General features: G+C 72.2%; 13 protein-coding genes. 5 read left to right on the forward strand and 8 right to left on the reverse strand.

All coding sequences use genetic code 11. The annotated features are described in order from the left end of the window. Positions 1-100: 100 nt before the first annotated feature. The 3 genes from AC069X_RS21315 to AC069X_RS21325 form a co-directional block, all read right to left on the reverse strand. The gene (locus tag AC069X_RS21315; protein WP_478730270.1) at positions 101-1,402 is read right to left on the reverse strand and encodes a hypothetical protein; all 1,302 of its coding nucleotides are present in this window, start codon (positions 1,400-1,402) and stop codon (positions 101-103) included. Further along, positions 1,399-6,321 carry a ricin-type beta-trefoil lectin domain protein gene (locus AC069X_RS21320; RefSeq protein ID WP_478730272.1) on the reverse strand — a complete coding sequence of 1,641 codons (4,923 nt, stop codon included), beginning with the start codon at positions 6,319-6,321 and terminating at the stop codon, positions 1,399-1,401. The genes AC069X_RS21315 and AC069X_RS21320 overlap by 4 nt, the downstream gene beginning before the upstream one ends. Before the next feature lie 494 nt (positions 6,322-6,815). Beyond that, positions 6,816-7,802, reverse strand: a complete 987-nt coding sequence (locus AC069X_RS21325; RefSeq protein ID WP_478730274.1) for a LysR family transcriptional regulator — start codon at positions 7,800-7,802, stop codon at positions 6,816-6,818. On the opposite strand from AC069X_RS21325, the gene AC069X_RS21330 reads away from it, so the two are divergent. Continuing rightward, a complete protein-coding gene (locus tag AC069X_RS21330; RefSeq protein WP_478730276.1) occupies positions 7,801-8,697 on the forward strand; it encodes a hypothetical protein in 897 nt (298 codons plus the stop codon). The genes AC069X_RS21325 and AC069X_RS21330 overlap by 2 nt on opposite strands. A 275-nt stretch (positions 8,698-8,972) precedes the next feature. After that, on the forward strand, positions 8,973-9,341 hold the full coding sequence (locus AC069X_RS21335; RefSeq protein WP_478730278.1) for a 5-carboxymethyl-2-hydroxymuconate Delta-isomerase: 369 nt from the start codon (positions 8,973-8,975) through the stop codon (positions 9,339-9,341). 5 nt (positions 9,342-9,346) lie between these two features. On the opposite strand, the gene AC069X_RS21340 is transcribed toward AC069X_RS21335, so the two are convergent. The 3 genes from AC069X_RS21340 to AC069X_RS21350 all read right to left on the reverse strand — a co-directional run bounded on the left by AC069X_RS21340 (position 9,347) and on the right by AC069X_RS21350 (position 11,704). Then, positions 9,347-9,766: an SCO4225 family membrane protein gene (locus tag AC069X_RS21340; RefSeq protein WP_478730280.1), complete on the reverse strand. Its 420-nt coding sequence runs from the start codon at positions 9,764-9,766 to the stop codon at positions 9,347-9,349. 227 nt (positions 9,767-9,993) lie between these two features. Continuing rightward, positions 9,994-10,875 carry an oxygenase MpaB family protein gene (locus tag AC069X_RS21345; RefSeq protein WP_478730282.1) on the reverse strand — a complete coding sequence of 294 codons (882 nt, stop codon included), beginning with the start codon at positions 10,873-10,875 and terminating at the stop codon, positions 9,994-9,996. A gap of 226 nt (positions 10,876-11,101) precedes the next feature. Continuing rightward, entirely contained in the window at positions 11,102-11,704 is a 603-nt protein-coding gene (locus AC069X_RS21350) for a TetR/AcrR family transcriptional regulator (RefSeq protein WP_478730284.1), read from the reverse strand. A 69-nt stretch (positions 11,705-11,773) separates the two neighbouring features. Between AC069X_RS21350 and AC069X_RS21355 the strand changes: the two genes are divergently transcribed. Further along, positions 11,774-12,298, forward strand: a complete 525-nt coding sequence (locus AC069X_RS21355) for a DUF3995 domain-containing protein (protein ID WP_478730286.1) — start codon at positions 11,774-11,776, stop codon at positions 12,296-12,298. A 9-nt stretch (positions 12,299-12,307) separates the two neighbouring features. Here the strand turns inward: AC069X_RS21355 and yczE are convergent, their stop codons facing one another. Beyond that, a complete protein-coding gene (yczE, locus tag AC069X_RS21360; protein WP_478730288.1) occupies positions 12,308-13,078 on the reverse strand; it encodes a membrane protein YczE in 771 nt (256 codons plus the stop codon). A 61-nt stretch (positions 13,079-13,139) separates the two neighbouring features. On the opposite strand from yczE, the gene yczR reads away from it, so the two are divergent. Continuing rightward, positions 13,140-14,558 carry a MocR-like transcription factor YczR gene (gene yczR, locus AC069X_RS21365; RefSeq protein ID WP_478730290.1) on the forward strand — a complete coding sequence of 473 codons (1,419 nt, stop codon included), beginning with the start codon at positions 13,140-13,142 and terminating at the stop codon, positions 14,556-14,558. A 145-nt stretch (positions 14,559-14,703) separates the two neighbouring features. Then, positions 14,704-15,321 carry a hypothetical protein gene (locus AC069X_RS21370; protein WP_478730292.1) on the forward strand — a complete coding sequence of 206 codons (618 nt, stop codon included), beginning with the start codon at positions 14,704-14,706 and terminating at the stop codon, positions 15,319-15,321. A gap of 123 nt (positions 15,322-15,444) precedes the next feature. Here the strand turns inward: AC069X_RS21370 and AC069X_RS21375 are convergent, their stop codons facing one another. Then, positions 15,445-16,920, reverse strand: a complete 1,476-nt coding sequence (locus AC069X_RS21375) for an MFS transporter (protein WP_478730294.1) — start codon at positions 16,918-16,920, stop codon at positions 15,445-15,447. Positions 16,921-17,153: the final 233 nt, after the last annotated feature.

The following is a 17,153-nucleotide window of genomic DNA, read 5'->3' on the forward strand; positions in this document are numbered from 1 at the left end:
GGGCACGCGCGACGGCGCCACCGAATATGGCCCCGACCACGCAGAGCGCCCCTCCGGGGGAGGGGCGCCCTGGTCGTGCGTACCGGTTCGGGCAGGTCGGTCAGGTGTGCCGCACCAGGTGCCGGACCGAGAAGAGGAGGTGGTCCTCGCCGTACCGGAAACGGTCGGCGAGGCCCTCGTAGCGGGCGTACTGCTCCTCGGTGAGCGGCAGTTGCAGATTCCCCACCACCCGCAGGAACAGCCGGAACCCGAGGTCGGGGTCGACCCGGGTGACGACCTGTTCCAGCGCTTCCATCACGTCGGCGCCCTCCAGGGGATGGAAGCCGGGGCTGATCACCGTGCCCGCGGCGAGGGGGGCGAGGTCCCTGAGCTCCCGCAGGACCGCCTCCCCGCCGTCCGTGCGCACGGCGGGGAGCCCGGGGACGTAGGCGGGTGCCACCTCGGCCAGGTGCCGCTCGCACACCTCGACGACCTGCTCCAGCCACTCCCGGCCGCCGACACCGAACTGGTCGATGTTGTGGCCCCGCTCCGTCGCCGCCAGCCACAGCAAGGTGATCGTGGCGTCGGACAGACCGGAGCCGAGCAGCCGCCGGGTGTCCTCCCACAGGACGGCCGCCTCCGAACCGGGAGGGCGTTCGTACCCGTCGTCCGTCAGGGCGTGCGCGACGGCCGCCCGGGGAGTGCGGTGGTGCCACCCCGCGGCGAACAGCCAGGAGAGCCGGGAGAGCCCGAAGTCCCCGTCCATGCCCTGCCGGGTGGTGCTGACCGGAGGCCAGACGACGGCCAGGCCGTCGTGGACGACGGCCGGCGGGAAGCCGAACCGCCAGCCCAGCGCCAGCAGGCGACGGTACCGCTCGTACGGCACGGGCACGGAACGCGCCTTGAGCGCGCGGAGGAACAGCCGTGTGCCGAGGTCACCGTCGGCACCGGCCACCACCTGTTCCAGCGCGTCGACGAGGTCCGGCCCCAGGGCCGGGGCCGCGGCCCCGAGCTCCGCCACCACCAGCCGGCACAGCTCCGCGTCCCGCACCGGCCGGACCGGCGGCGGAGCGTAGGAGCGCCCGTCCTGGCGGAGCCGTGCCGTGGAGATCTCCGAGACCCGCTCCAGCCAGGCGCGGCAGGTCATGCCGTGGCCGGCCGGGTCGAAGGGCTGACCGGAGGCGGCCAGCCACACCGTGGACAGGACGTGTTCCGGCAGACCCGAGGCCAGCAGGCGGCGGGCGTCCTCACCCAGTTCCACGGCCTCCTCGCCCTCCGACCGGTCGGCGATCCCCTCCGCGCACACGACGGCGGCGGCAAGACCGGTGCCCGGGCCGGCGAGTCCGATGTGCTCGGCCAGGGCGGTCAGACCGAAGTCCTCGCCGTAGCCGAGCTCGTAGTAGGCGGGGCGTCCCTCGGTCATGCCAGCCCCGTGGGGAATGCGCTCATGATGGTGTATCCGTTGGTGTGACCCTTCACCTTCATCAGTCTCAACGTCACGCCGTTACCGGTGTTCCTCACCGTGCTGCCGTCCGGGTAGTACGTCTTCCCCAGGGACGTATGGGCAGTCCACTTGCCCTTGATCTCCGCGAACATCTGGCCGTCCCTCGCCTTGGCGAGCTTCTGGTTGAAACTCTTGAGCTTATCGGTGTCCACCACCCTCTTGCCTTCCTTCATGACGGTGAAGTACTCCTCGAAGACGTGCTGGATGGCCTGCTGGGCGATGTCCTGGCTGGTCCACACCGAGTTCGGCCCATCCTTCCGCGCGGCATGCCCGAACGCTTCCGTCGGAGTCGGGTTCACGTGCTCGCGGAGCGTGTGCATCTCGTCCTTGTACGACGAGAGCTTCGGCAGGAGTTCGTCGCCGAGGTTGAGGCAGTTGTGGACCAGCACGTCCGACGCGCGAGGACCCTCGGTGCGGACGTAGAAGGTGTGCAGGCCGCCGACCGTGAGGTCGTAGACCTGCCGGCCGGCCCCGTCGGCCGCCCCGCGGACGTCCGCCACCGCGACCAGTTCGCCGCCCGGACGGCGCAGCAGGTCTCCCGTACGCAGTTCGGAGGCGGGGATCCAGCCGCGCTTCTCGGCGTGGATCTTGTGACCGGGCGTGGTGTCCAGGCTGCTGCCGTCGGCGAGGCCGATGGTGACCATCCGGTCGGCCGGGTGCTGGAAGGTGTCGGTGACCGGCTCGGCCTGCACGGTTCCGGTGGCGGGGTCGCCGGCCAGTACCGTGTCGCCGACTCGGAGGGAGCTGATCGGGCGGTGTGATCCGTCGGCCATGAGCACGGGTGTGGCGGCCGGGAAGCTGTTCGTCTTGCAGGAGCCGAAGATGGCCTGGGCCAGGTTGACCTCCTGTTCGATGACCGCCAGGGCCTCCGGGTTGAGCCTCAGCTGCCGCAGCGCCTTCAGGGCGTCGGCGACGCCGATCCCGGTGCGCAGGGCGGCGTCCACGGCGGCGATGCCGTCGGCGATGGGCTTGAGGATCTTCCCCGAGAACAGCAGGGCGACGTCCAGGGCCGCCCAGGCGCACCCGCCCCAGCTTCCGCCCTCACCACCGGGCCACATCTGGGCGCACTTGATCCAGTGACCGAAGAGGATGTCCACCGGGTCGACGCCCGACTGGTACTCGCCGATCGAGATGGTGCGCGTGATCTCCTGGGACAGTTCGTCCGTCGGGTACTCGCCCAGGTAGAGCGTCGCGCCCGGCGGACACGTGCCCATCTTCGGGTCCGCGGTGTCCGAGGTGCACAGGTACAGGTCGAGGAAGGCCTTGTACCGGATCTTGACGGTCATCGTGCAGTCGCCCTTGTAGAAGAGCGCGTCGATCCAGCCTTCGCAGCCGTCCGTCTTCTTGAGGGTCTGCGGTTCACCGATCTGCTCGGTGCGGTTGATCAGGTAGAACATCCTGCCGATGGACCCGCCGACTCCGTCGGGGACGGTCCCGGTGTCGATCTGCCTCGCCTTGGCGGCCTTCTCGGCCCGGTCCGCGGCTTCCTGGGCCTCCTTGGCGTACTTGTCGGCGTCCTTCGCGGCCTGTTCGGCTTCGGTCGCGGCGATCGCGGCGCGGTCGGCGGCCTCCCGGGCGGCCTTCGCCTCCTGTTCGGCACGGGTCGCCGCCGCGCGGGCGGCGGAGGCGTCGAGGGCCGCCTGGTCGGCGGAGTCGCGGGCCGCCTTGGCGTGGCCCTCGGAGCGTCCGGCTGCCTGGTCCGCTGCCACGGCGTCCGCCGCGGCCTGACCGGCGTACTCGGTACTGCGGGCCAGCGACGCCGAGGCCAGGGACGCGGACTTCGCGGCGTCGGCCGAGTAGCCGAGCGCCTCCTTGGCGTAGGTCCGGGCGTCCGAGGCGTACTTGGCGGCGTTCGCGGCGTGCTCGTACGCGGCCTTCGTGTCGCCCTTCGCCTGGTCGGCGAGGGCCTTGGCCGAGGCGGCCTCCTCCTGCGCGTTCTTGGCGTGGGCGTCGGCGACGGCCTTCTGCTGCTCCGCGATGGTCTTCGACGCCTGCCCGGTCAGCACGACCAGGCTCGCCGCCGAGTCGGTGGTGACGTAGGGCGAGCCGAGCTGGACGGCGTCGTTCGCGGGCTTGGCGACCTGCGCGGCCGCCTTGCCCGCGTCCACCGCCGCCTGGGCCGTCACGTACGCGTGACCCGCCGCCTTGGCGGCCGCGGCGCGGGCCTTGCCGGCCTCCGTCTTGGCCTTGTCCGCGTCGGTCTTGGCGGTCTTGGCCTGCTTGTCGGCCTCGTTGGCCTGCGAGACGGCCGCCCGCGCCGAGAACGCGGCACGCTCGGAGGCGTCGATCGCGTCGGCGGCGGCACTCGTCGCCGTCCGCACGGCGGCGTCCGCCTTCAGCTTCGCGGCCTGTGCGCCGTCGGCGTCCGAGCGTGCGCGCTTGGCCGCCGCCTCGGCGCGGGTCGCGGCCGCGTCCGCCTCGGAGGCGGCCTTCGTCGCCGCGTCGGCCTCGCCTCGCGCCTTGCCGGCCGCCGTCTCCGCCTGGGTGGCGTACGTGTCGGCCTGGTCGGCGGCCGCGCGTGCGGCGGTGGCCTCCGGGCCGGCCTCGACGGCCGCGGCGTAGGCGGCCTTGGCATCGGCCTTGGCGCGCGCGGCGTCGGCCTTCTGCTCCGCCTGCCAGGCGTCGTCGCGCTTGGCCTTGGCGGTGTCGCGGGCCTTGACGGCCCCGTTCTTCCGCTCGACCGCGGTCTTCTCGGCGGCCTCGGCCTTCGTCCGGGCGCTCGCCGCCTTCGTCGCCTCCGCCTCCGCGTTCTTCTTGTGCTGGGCGGCCTCGGCCTGCTTGGCGGCCGCGGCCTCCTTCTCCTTCTTCGCCGTGGCCTCTTCGGCCTCGGCGGCGAGCCGCTTGGCGTGGGCGTTTGCGGCAGCCGTCTTGGCGTCGGCCTCCGCCTTCAGCGCGTCGCCGAGCTTCGCCTTCGCGGTCTCCGCTTCCTTCTTGGCGTTGTCCCGGTGCGACTTCGCCGACTCGGCGGCGGCCTTCGCCTGGAGCTCGGCCGTCTGCGCGGCCTCCCGGCGGAACTCGGCCTTCGCCTGGGCGGCCTGGGCCAGGGCGCGCTGGGCGATGGTGTCGCTGTCCGCGCCGGAGGCACGGGTGGCGGCCTCGGCGGTCTCACCCGCCTTCACCATCGCGTCGAGCGCGGCCACCGCACCCTTGGTGACCTGTGCCTTCTGCTGACCGACCAGCAGACCACGGCCCCGCGGCGCGCCGGCCGCGTCCGCGGCCGCGTAGGCGGCCTGCTCGGCGGTGTCGCTGGCGGCCGCGGCCTTCTTCGCCGCCGCGGCCTGCGCCTTGAGGACGTCGAGCTGCTTCTTCGCGCCCGTCTGGGCGTCGGTGACGGCCTTCTTCGCCTTGTCGAACTCCGCCTTGGGCGGCACGGAACCGGTGTTGCCGGACGGCTTCACGTCGAACTTCTGCGGGCCCGACCCGTTGCAGTCCCACAGCCGCGTGTTCGTGCCGTTGTCGTACTTCGGAAGGTCCACGCACTTGCCGGTGCCGACGCTCTTCAGGCCGGTCGTGGCGCGCAGGTTGAAGTCCCAGGTCTGCGCCGGCGAGCTGTCGCAGGTCGCGATCTGGATCCGGGTGCCGTTGGCGTTCTTGTTCGACGCCACCTCCAGGCACTTGAAGGACTTGGAGTTCCGCAGGTGCAGCCCGTGGTCGTCGGCGAACAGCTGCCACGACTGCGCCCCGGAGCCCGTGCACGTGTACACCTGGACCGGCGTGCCGTCGGCCGTACCGCCGCCCTCCACGTCGAGGCACTTGCCGCTCGCGCCGTCGACCTGGATCGTCGTCGGGCTCTCGCCGACCGCCCCGACGCCGCCGGGCGACCAGTAGTCCTGGAAGCGGGCGGCGTGGTCGGCCACCCACGAGTGGCCGAGGAGTTCACCCAGGGCCTTGGCGCCCGCGCTCAGGGACCGGGTGGCGTCCTTGTTCGCGGTCAGGATCTGGTTCCGCTGCGTCTGCTGGGAGGCGATCTCCTTCTGCCACTCGGCGGCGGCCGTCTCGGTGATCCCGCCCAGCACCTTCGCCGGGTCGATCGGGTCGCGCCACGCACAGGAGGCGAAACGGGACTTCAGGTCCTCGACCGCGATGCGGTACTCCGCCGTCCCCGCCTTCGGGGCCGTACGGGCGAACCCGCCGGACGCCAGGAACAGGCGGGCGTTGTCCGCGCCCGTCGGCTCCAGGGACCAGTCAGTGAGGTGCTTGTACGCGTCGCGTTCCGCGATCGCCCGGAGCCAGGCGTCGCCCGTGACCTGCTGGGGGTCCGGGTCCTTGCCGTACAGGGGCGCGCCCAGGCCCTTCACCGCCGTGACGGTGGCCTTGGGCGCCAGGGGCGTGGGGTCTTCGTAGAAGTCGCTCTCGGAGGTCCAGAACCGGTCGGCGGTCCACTTGGCGAGCCCGGTCTGGGTGTAGAAGTCCTGCTTGCCGTCACCGGGCGAGCCGGGCGGCCAGTGGAAGTCGGCTTCGTTGATGCCGCCCGGGGTGGTCAGCCCCTCCAGGGGCTTCTTCCACGTGTCCCGCAGGGAGCTGAGCGCCGTCATGGCGCTGCTCGCCGCGTCCTTGTCCTTCTGGTACGCGGCCGCGAGCGGGGTCTGCTCCCAGTGCTTGCGGTCTGCCAGGGCGTGGAGCTTGTCCTGCGGCTGGTTGAGGCCGTCCTGGGCGACCTGCGCCATGGCCGGCCCGCCCAGGCGCAGGACGTCGGCCATCAGGCACTGGTCCTGGCGCCACTGCTCGGCGGCGGTGTCCGTCAGCCAGTCCTCTGAGCTGCCGGCCGCGGCGGCGCGCAGCGCGGTGGCACGGTCGAGCACGGCGGGCTGAACGGCCAGACCGGCCAGAACGGCCATCGTGCCGATGGATGTGACGGCGGGAGTGAAGAGCCGGGATCTGAACGATCTCCGGGAGAACATGCCTGGTCTTGAGCGCACGAATGCTGTCCTTCACGGCGGATGAAGGCAACCCGAGGAGCGGATCGAGCCAGAGGAGGCAGCACGCGGGCCGGTCCGCGGACCGGCAGGCACAGACGACAGCACCGGACGGTCCGGTGCTGGTCGGCGGCCGGTGTCGCGGCGAAGCGAGTTCTTCTCATCCCCCGAAGCGGCACCGTTCCCCCGGCCGCCGATGACGCGCGCCGGTGCGGCCTGGTCAGGGCCGCCATCGACGCGGTGATCACCTTACCCGCGGTTAACCTGAATCAGCCACATGCAATTGGCCGGCCATGAGGTCGCGTTCGGGGTGGCGGGAGACGGAAGGCGACGCCCGGACCCCTGCCGCTCACTCAGGGGCGGGCCCCGGCACCCGTGGACGTGCCGGCACCGCTCCGAGCCCTCACACCCCTGCCCTACCCGAGGCCGCGGCAGGCGTCCAGCAGCGCGACCAGGGAACGGGACGGGGGATCGGGCCGGACGGCCAGGGAGGTCAGGACGGTCGGTGCGGGGGCGGTGAAAGGGCGGAAGGCGACGTTCGGAGCCGGCTGGATCCCGGCCTGGGCGGCGTAGTAGACGGTCCAGGTGCTGCCGCCCGCCCCGATGGCGGCCAGGGTGTCCTGGTCGTTGGTGAACGGCGGGCCCAGGACCGGCTCGAAGCCCGCCGCACGGCAGACCGCGGTCACGGCGTCCACCAGCGGCGAGTTCTCCTCGCGCGTGACGATCCGCAGCGGCAGCCGGGCCAGGTCCGCCGGGGCCACCTCGGCCGCCGCGGCCAGCGGATGCCGCCCGGGCAGGGCGGCGACCAGCTCCTCCTCCCACAGCGGCAGCAGCTCCAGGCCGGGCACGCGATGCGCACCGCGCACGAAGGCCGCGTCCAGCTCCCCGTCCCGCACCTGCCGCAGACGCGTCGCCAGGGGCAGCCCGACCGGCTCCACCGGCAGCGCGGGCACGCGCTCGGCCAGGCCGCAGAGCAGCTCCTGCAGCCGAGGGCCCAGACCGGTGCTGGTACCCAGCCTCAGCGTGGTCTCCCGCCGCGCGCGCAGCCCGGACGCCGCCTCGGACAAGGCCCGTCCGGCGTCCAGCAGGGCGCGTGCGTGCGGCAGGAGCGCCTGCCCGGCGGGTGTCAGAGCCACCCTCCGCGTCGTGCGGTCGAACAGCTCCAGACCGAACTCCCGCTCCAGCCGGCGGATCTGCTGGCTGACGGCCGGCTGACCGACGTACAGCCGCTCGGCGGCCCGCCCGAAGTGCAGTTCCTCGGCCAGGACGGCGAAGTACCGGACCTGCCATGCCTGCGGCGGGGAGGTCAGTGCCTCCCGAAGGGAACCCGGGACGCGCTCCCGGCCGGCCGCCCTCGCGCTGCCAAAGACGAGTTGCGGGACAACCCTTAGCCTGCGGTTCATGAACCTGGATGCCGAACTGAGCGCTCTTGCCATCCAAGAGGATCTCCCCGCCGACCTTCTGTGGAGATTGCTCCAGCACCCGCAAGCCCGCCGCTCGGCGGCTCTTCTGCGCAAGGACCTGACGGAGGAGACGATAGAGGAGGTCATCAGGCTCGGGTCCATACGTACTCTCGCTGCGAACGGCCACGTGCCTGCGACGGTGAGGGCTCGCTTGGCGGAGCATCCGGAACCGTCAGTCCGGGCCGCGGTCGCGGCGAACGTCGCGGACGAGCCGCCTGGGCTTCTGGCCCGCCTGGCGAACGACGAGGATGCCTTCGTGCGCTCGTTCCTCGCGATGAACGAGCATCTGTCCCCTGAACTCCTGGCCGTTCTGGCCGAAGACGCCGAGCCGAGTGTGCGGTCGTACGTCGTCCAGTACTGGAGGGACGCACCGGAGCCGGTGCGCCGGGCTCTGCTGGCAGACTCCGAACCGGAGGTCCGGAGGTCTGCCGTATCGGCGTACTCACCGCCGGCGGACCTGTTGCCCGTTCTCCTTGCCGATCCGGAGACCCGCGCCACCGCCGTCCGCCATGCCGACCCGACCCCGGAGCTGGCGGGCGACCCGGATTCCGCCGTTCGCAGGGCCGTGGCAGCCCATCCGAACCTGCCCGCTGAGCTGCGGGACGTGCTGGCCTCAGACGTGGACGACTCCGTCCGCAACACGATTGCCGCCCGCCCGGACACCCCCGCGACTTTGCGCGAGAGCCTCGTGGCCGCCCTTGCGACTGACGACCCTTTGACTGAGTGGTTTCTGTCCTTCCAGAGAAACACCCACACGTGCCCTCCACGCGCGTCTGCGCCACCAAGACTCACGCGAGAGCAAGCGGAGGACCTGCTCGTCCGTGCTGGTCTGTAGACGTACGGTCTCCGAGTCGGGCGGCCTGGATCGTCTGGCCGACGCGCCGGGACGCGTCGTCCACTGGTCACGGGGGCGGGTGTACGACGTACGTCCACGGGATCCTGCACGGGCGCCAGCCCCGACGCGTCCGCTCTCCGGCTGTCCAGCGCACTGGGCGGCCTCAGCCCCGTTCGCACCGGTCCTCCAGTCCATCCGGATGATCCGGGCGCCCGACGGTCGGGGAGAATGCCGGGACATCCTGCCGATCGGCCCCAAGGGAACAGGACTGCCTGATGCCGCACATCACCATCGACTATTCGGCGAACCTCTCCGACATCTTCGCGCGACGCCCCTTCGCCCTTGCCCTGCACGCGCTGACCGCAAAGGTGGCCGGGGGCTCCGTCGCCGACTGCAAGACCCGCTTCAGGCGCATCGAAGAGGTCTGCGTCGCCGACGGCGCGCCCGAGAACGCCCTCGTCCACGTGCGACTGGGTCTGCTCGCGGGCCGGACCGAGGCGGTCAAGGCCGAGCTGAGCGCAGCAGTGGTCGACCTGCTGCGCACCCACATATCCGGCGCGACGGACGGCCCTCGCCCGGTGGTGCACGCCTCGGTGGACGTGGTCGAACTGGGCGCGGCCTACCGCAAGTACGTGGAGGCCTGAGGCGTTCAGGTGGCCTGGCGAGAGGATCGGCGATCGGCGGACCTCTGGGACGTCCCTTCCAGGAGGTCTCCCCGCTGCGGCGCCGTGGCGCGCCGTCGGCCGGCCCGCCGGACCGCCCGCTGGGCCGCCCGTCGGACTGCCCGCGCGACCAGGCCCAACAGGAAGGCGTGGAAGACGTACGAGAACAGCAGGATGACCCAGATGATCGCGTCCGACTCAGGTGCCCAGTCCCCGGCGGCGTTGACCATCGCGATGAGAGCGACCCCTGTGGGAACGGCGAGCAGCAGCGCGAGCAGCCCGGCGGCAAGGCTGGCGTCGTCCCCGGAGCCGATCAGCAGCAGGAGGACTGCGAGGCAGAGGTAGGCCCGCGAGAGCCAGTTGCCGAAGGTGATGCCGGCGATCGTGCGCAGCTTTCCGGAACGCAAAGGGGTTCTCCTGGTGATCGTGCCGGGGCAGGCTGACAGCCCGAGCGTGTTCATCATGGTGGTCCCGTCCGGCCGGCCGCGTCAGAGTACGCGTACTCAGACCGCTCGGCTCTCCTACTCGTTCGGTGCCGGAGCGCGGGGCCCATGGACTCGGCACCCGGCCCGCCTGAACGGCCCACCACGCAGCAGCGACGGGAGGGGAGCGACTCCCCGGCCACGACGTCCCGTCAGCCCCGTTCCGCGGACCTGGGCAGCGGCGGCGTGACCCACCGGATTCCGCCGATCACCGCGCGGCCGCCGGGAACGGCCAGCGGCAGCAGGATCCGCGGCACGGCGGGCAGGGACAGCTGCTCCCGGGCCCAGGACGGCAGCAGATCCACGGCAGCCGCCGCCAGGAAGGCGTACGGGATCCGCACGGCCGCGGGCACCGGGGGGTGCGACAGCAGGTACCTGGCCGTCTCCCGTGACTCCGGGGTGGCCCCGAGCTCCTCGCGGAACCGGGTGAGGCGTAGGGACAGGTCCCGGCGGGTCTCGGGCGGTTCCTCGGCGCCCAGCCGGCGGGCGACCTGCGCCATGTCACGCACGTAGGCGTCCAGTCCGGCTGCGTCCAGGGGCTGGCGCCCGTAACGCTGGTAGGCCCGCAGGAAGCATTCCGTCTCGGCGACGTGGACCCAGGCCAGCAGGTGGGGATCGGAAGCGCGGTAGGGGATGCCTTGCGGGGTGACACCGCTGATCCGGGCGTGCACACCGCGTACCCGGCGTACGGCCTGGGCGGCGTCGTGTTCCGTCCCGAACGTGGTGACGGCCAGGAAGGTGCTGGTGCGCTGGAGCCGGCCCCAGGGATCGCCTCTGAACCCGGAGTGTGCCCAAACCGCTGCCATGGCCAGCGGGTGCAGTGACTGCAGCAGGAGCGCGGCGAGCCCGCCGACGTACATCGACGCGTCGGCGTGCACCAGCCGGACCGGACTGCGGGGTGCGAACCACCGCGGTCCGGGAGTGTTGTGGATGCGGGCACGCTTCTGGTGCGCCGAGGGTCCCGCGACCCGGCGCAGGAGCTCCTCTCCCGCCCGGTCCCGCAGCGCGTTCAGTGCGGGAGGCGACCAGACCATGCTCGGATCATCCCACGGTCCGCCGGGACGCGGGGTCCTCCCCGGCCCACGACCGCAGGACGCGGCAGGTCGCGGCCGACTGTCACGGGCCCGGCCATCGTGCGCCCGGGCCGTCGTGCGCCCGGGCCGTCGTGCGCCCGGCCGTCGTGCGCCGGGCGCGACGGCGAGGGCAGGTCCGGCCCGTCAGGGTGCGGCTGCGGTGTGGCGGGGCGCTGCGGGCTCGTTCTCAGGCCTCTGACCGGGCGCGGTGGTGGGGCGTCCCCGCGACGAGCAGGTCGATCAGATGGTCGAGGGCCCTCTGGGATCCCTCGCTGTCCGTCACCGTCTCGGGGGCTGCCTGCGGGACGGCCCGGCGGAGCTCGATCCAGCCGAGGTACGCGGCATACGCGGCCAGGGCCCGGTCCCGGGCGTCCGGGCTGGGCATGCCGAGATCGCTGAAGACGCGGGTGAGGTAGTCGAGCCGCGTCCGCGTCACCCGGTCGAGGACCTCGGCGACGGCGGGATGATCGACCTGCGCGACGATCGCCGGCTCCAGCCCGGCGATCTCCTCGTCCCCGAGTGCCACGGCGAACAGCTTCCTGGCCCGGATCAGAGGGTCCGGTTCGGCGTCGACGTCGTCGATGACGTTGCCGGTCGCCAGCCGCTCCCACGCCTCCAGGGCGGCCACCAGCAGGGCGTCCCGGTTCTTGAAGTGCCAGTAGAAGCTGCCCCTGGTCACGGCCAGCTGTTTGGCGAGTACGTCCACGGCCACCGCGGCGACTCCGCCGCGAGCCAGCGCCGCGAGTGCCGCCATCGTCCAGTCCTCGCTGGTCACTCTCCCCTTGGCCATGTCCATACGGTACTGTATGGAACATCCATACAGTGCTGTACGGAAAGCTTCCAGGGGAAGGAGCTCACCATGTACGCCAAGACGTCCGACACCTCCACGGTGGCCGATCGGTCCGGCAGGGCCGAGAGCGGAAGGGGGACCGACGGCGCGACCCGCACCGCCGCGGCTGCCGCGGCCACCGGGTTGATCGCGGCGGGAGCGCTGCACGCGGTCTGGGTGTTCACGCCCTGGCCGCTCGCATCGGCCGCCGAGTTCGCCGAGACGGTCGTCGGAGTGACGGAGGACCGGCTGCCCTCCGTCCCCTTGACCCTCGCGGTGGCCGGGGCGCTGGGAGCGGCCGGCTACGCGGTCCTCAGCACCGGCCGGCTGGCCCCGACCGTCGGACCGGACAAGCTGACCCGCGGCGCCGTCTGGACACTGGCCGGGGTGCTCGCCGCCCGCGCGACCCAGGGCCTGGTCCAGTCCGGCCTCGGCCTGGGCGACGCCCCGGACTCGTACCGGCACTGGGACGTGGCCCTGTACTCGCCCCTCTGCCTGACCCTGGCCGGCCTGACCGCCTTCGTCGCCCGCCGCACCCGCCCCGGCCGCCGGTAGCGCCGGCGTTCACCGCGCATCCCGGCCGCCCGGACCGGCCACCACCCCGACGCCCGGGCGGCCCCGGCCCGCGCTCCGCCCGGCGGAGCCGTGGACATCGGGGAGGAAGACAGTGACGCGGGGAAGGAAGTAACCGATCAGGGGGCCGAGGCTCAGGGAGATCAGGACGGTTCCCACGCCCACCGTGCCGCCCAGAAGCCAGCCCGCGGCCGCGACGGTGACCTCGATGGCGGTGCGCACCGCGGCGATCGGCAGGCCCGTCAGGCGCACCAGGCCGGTCATGAGGCCGTCGCGGGGCCCCGACCCGAACTGTGCGCCCAGGTAGAGCGCGTCGAAGAAGGCGAGGGCGACGAGGCCGAGAGCGAGGTAGGCGACCTGGGCCGGGAGGCCGTGTGGGGAGGGAAGCATCCCGGCGGTGGCGTCTGCCGCGAAGCCGACGATGGCGACGTTGAGGAGCGTGCCGAGGCCGGGCAGTTCCCTCATGGGGATCCAGGCGAGAAGGACGAGGAGCGAGATCAGGTTCGTCGCCCAGCCGAAGGAGATGCCGAGCGTCCGGGCGGCGCCCTCGGTGAGGACGTTCCAGCTGGCCGCCCCGAGTCCGCTGTGGACGAGCAGCATGACGGAAGCCCCGTAGCCGACCAGGCCGACCAGGAGCTGCGGGACGCGACGGGCCTTGCGGCCCGCCCGGAGCTGCGCCGCGAAGTCCAGCCGGGCGTGGGTGTGGGAGCGGGCGGGGGAAACGGGAGGAAGAAGAGGAAGCAGGGGAGGCGGGGTCGTCATGCGCCCACCCTCCGTGGCATCTGGTCCTGGAATCCATAGCCAGATTGGCTAGGCTGGCCGGGTGAAGATCAGTTCGTACACGACGGCCCGCATGCTGGGGACTTGGCAGGAAGGGGCCGGCCCCGCGCACCAGCGCCTCTCCGACCGGCTGCGGCTGCTCGTCCTGGACGGCCGGCTCTCCCTGGGCTCGGCCCTGCCCAGCGAACGCGACCTGGCCGGCGCCCTCGGCATCAGCCGGACCACCGTGGGAGCCGCCTACAGCACGCTGGTCGAAGGCGGGTACCTCGTCACGCGGGCCCGCACCCGGGCCACCGTCCGGCTGCCCGACGGCATGCCGGCCGAGCACAGCGCCGGTACCCGCGCCGGCGCCGACCCGGCGGTCATCGACCTGTCCATCGCCGCCCCGCCCGCGCCGGTCGGCATCCTCCACACCGCCTTCGCGGCTGCGCTGGAAATGCTGCCCCGGCATCTGGAGAAGCACGGCTACGACCGGTACGGGACCGCGGAACTGCGTGAGGCCGTCGCCCGCTGGTACGAGCGGCGCGGCCTGCCCACCGCGCCTGACCACATCCTGATCACCAACGGGGCACAGCACGCGGTCGCCCTGCTCTCCCGCGCCCTTCTCTCGCCCCGCGACAAGGTCCTGATCGAGCACCCCACCTACCCGCACGCCATCAGGGCCTTCACCGAAGCGCGTGCCCGCCTGGTGCCCGTGCCGGTCGTGCCGTACGGCTGGGACGCCGAGCAGTTCCGGGCAGCCGGCCGCGCCGCGCATCTCGCCTATCTGATCCCCGACTTCCACAACCCGACCGGCCTGTGCATGCCGGCAGAGGTGCGCCGCCGCCTCGGACTGGCCTGCCCCACCGTCGTCGACGAGACCCTGACCGATCTCGCCCTGGACGGCGAACCGGGCCCGGAGCCCTTCGCGTTGCACGGCTCCGTGTCCGGCCCCGCGGTGATCAGCGTCGGGTCCGTCTCCAAGAGCATCTGGGGCGGCCTGCGCATCGGATGGATCCGTGCGGTCCCCTCCCTCCTGAAGCGTGTCGAGCAGGTCCGGCCCGCGACGGACCTCGGTACGCCGGTGGTGGAGCAACTCGCCGCGGCCGTACTCCTCAACGGGGGGCAGACCCGACGGGCCGGCGCGCTCGCGCAACTGGCCGTCCAGCAGGACGCTTTGCGCCGAGCGCTCGCCGAGCACCTTCCGGAAGTCCACGCACCCCGGACCGCCGGCGGTGTGACGCTGTGGGCGGCCTTCCCCGAGCCCGTCAGCTCCCGGCTGGCAGCCGTCGCGCCCGACCACGCCGTGGTCATCGCGGCCGGCCCGCGCTTCGGAATCGGCGGCGCGTTCGAACGCAACGTCCGGCTGCCCTACACCCTCCCTCCCGACCAGCTGAGCGAGGGAGTACGCAGGCTCGCGGAAGCGGTACGCACCCTCAGCCACGGCGGTGCCGGAACCCACACCCCTGCCCCGGTGGTCTGACCCCGAAGCCAACGAGAAGCGTGCGCCGCCTGACGACGGGACGTTGATGGCCCTTCAGGCTGACTACCAGCTGCTCAGGTTCCGGACGGCGATGCGCTGCAGGAAATGGATCTTCGTCCGCTGCCGGCTGTGGCAGGGTGCTCCCATGTCCAGCCCCATCGCGTACCCGATCTTCCGCACCACCGACCCGGTGCTCGCTCTGCGCGTGGCGCGTCAGCTCGTGGCAGTGGGTGACCGGCAGTACGCGGAGGTGTCAGTGAACGTCGAGCTGTGCACCGTCCCGGAAGTACTGCGGATACGCGACGCACTGCCGGATGCCTGGTTCCGGAAGGAGGACGTCGAGGACTGGGCGCGGGATCCTTCCGACCCGACGGGTTTGCACAGTGGAGTCCACTCGCCCGAGCTGTCCGACGATTCGGACTTCCTCTCCCCGCACCTGCCGCTCTGGGCGTCGATGGAATACCGGCCCGTGGGCAGCGTCGAGGAGGAGTTCGCTGCCTTGGTGGGCTCGAACATCGGCGAGATCTGGTGGTCCGGCTTGATCTGGCCTGATGTGCCGGACCGTGACATAAACGGCGAAGCCAACAACGCCCGGGTCTCTTTGCTGTTCAACTGCCGGACCCAAGCCCTCGACCAGCGCTCCGGTGACCACACCGTGCTCGTCCACGTGCGCCGCAGGAATCGTGACGGGTCCGAGGAACGGCACGCCTCCTGGCTGGCAGAGCAGATCGGGCAGTCCGTCATCGGCCCACCCCAGGTCTGATCCCCCGATCGGTTCGGGCAGCGAACCCAAGCCCTGGCATCAGCCGCGTAGACAACGCTGCGGGGCAATACACCCAGCCGGTCCTGGAGAAGATCCGCGTCCCGGCTCTTCCACGCGGAAGGCTCAGGCGGTGTCGGCCCGCACGGAGAGCGGGGTGGCGATCCGCTCCAGCGAACGCCCCTCGGCGGCCACCGCGAAGAACACGGCCACCAGCCCCGCCGCGACCATCAGCGCGGCCCCGACGCAGAAGGCCAGCACCGTGTCGGCGCGCACCCCGCTGGAGGTGAGGTCCGCGAAGACCAGCGGCCCCGAGATGCCGCCGGCCGCCGTACCGACGGCGTAGAAGAACGCGATCGCCATCGCCCGGGTCTCCATCGGGAAGATCTCGCTCACCGTCAGGTACGCCGAACTCGCCCCCGCCGAGGCGAAGAACAGCACCGCGCACCAGCACGCCGTCATGGTCACCGCCGTGAGCCTGCCCGCCCCGAACAGCCAGGCCGTGCCGAACAGCAGCAGCCCCGACAGCACGTACGTACCCGCGATCATCGGACGCCGGCCGACCGTGTCGAAGAACCGGCCCAGCAGCAGCGGCCCGAGGAAGTTGCCGAAGGCGATGACGGCGAAGTAGTAGCCGGTGACACCCCTGGGCACGTCGAAGAAGCGGATCAGGATGGTGCCGAACCCGAAGGTGATCGCGTTGTAGAGGAACGCCTGTCCGATGAACAGCGACAATCCGAGCACGGCGCGCCGCGGATAACGGCGGAACACGGTCCGGGCGATCACCCCGAAGCCGACGCTCCGGTGCTGGGTCACGGTGATCGCCTCCTCGGGCTCGGGCAGCCGCTCCCCCTTCTCCGCCTCCACCCGCCGCTCGACCTCGCCGACCAGCTCCTCCGCCTCGCGCTCCCGGCCGTGGAGGAACATCCAGCGCGGGCTCTCGGGCACGTGGCGGCGGACGAGCAGGATCACCAGGCCGAGGACCACACCGAGCGCGAACGTCAGCCTCCAGCCCAGCCACGCCGGGAACACGTCCTCGTCCAGCGCGACCACCGACAGCAGCGCACCGGCCACCGCCCCCAGCCAGAAGCTGCCGTTGATGATCAGATCGACACGCCCCCGGTACCTGCTCGGGATCAGCTCGTCGACCGCGGAGTTGATGGCCGCGTACTCGCCTCCGATGCCGAAGCCGGTGAGGAAGCGGAAGAGGAAGAACCACCACGGGGAGAAGGAAAGGGCGGTCAGCGCGGTCGCGGCCAGGTAGAGGCCCAGGGTCACCAGGAAGAGCCTCTTGCGGCCGAAGAGGTCGGTCAGCCGGCCGAAGACCAGCGCCCCCGAACAAGCCCCGGCCACATAGAGCGCGGCGGCGACACCCGTGACCTGGGCATCGGTGACGGACAGGCCGCTGCCCTCCTCGGAGAGGCGCCCGGCGACGTTCCCGACGATGGTCACCTCGAGCCCGTCCAGGATCCACACGGTGCCCAGCCCGACCACGATCATCCAGTGCCAGCGCGACCACGGCAGCCGGTCCAGCCGCGCCGGCACCTTCGTGGTGACCGTTCCCCGATCCGGGCTTCCGCGGTGATCCCTGAGGTCAGCCATGCCCGCGCTGTTGCCCACCGCCCGCCACCCCAAACCGCCCCCCGGGCGCTGCCGTCCGCGGGCGCCGCCCGAGGCCCCGGGCGCCGGGGCGCGTCGACCCCGCCGAGCGGGGGTACACGGGCCCTGCACGCTACGAACCGGTCACGGAGGGAGCGGTCCATGGACCTACGCGGGAAACTCGCCGGAGCGCGCCGCCCGGAGCGCCCGAAGCGCCAGCGCCCGAAGCGAGCGGA

It is taken from the genome of Streptomyces sp. NPDC043896, from assembly GCF_056435605.1.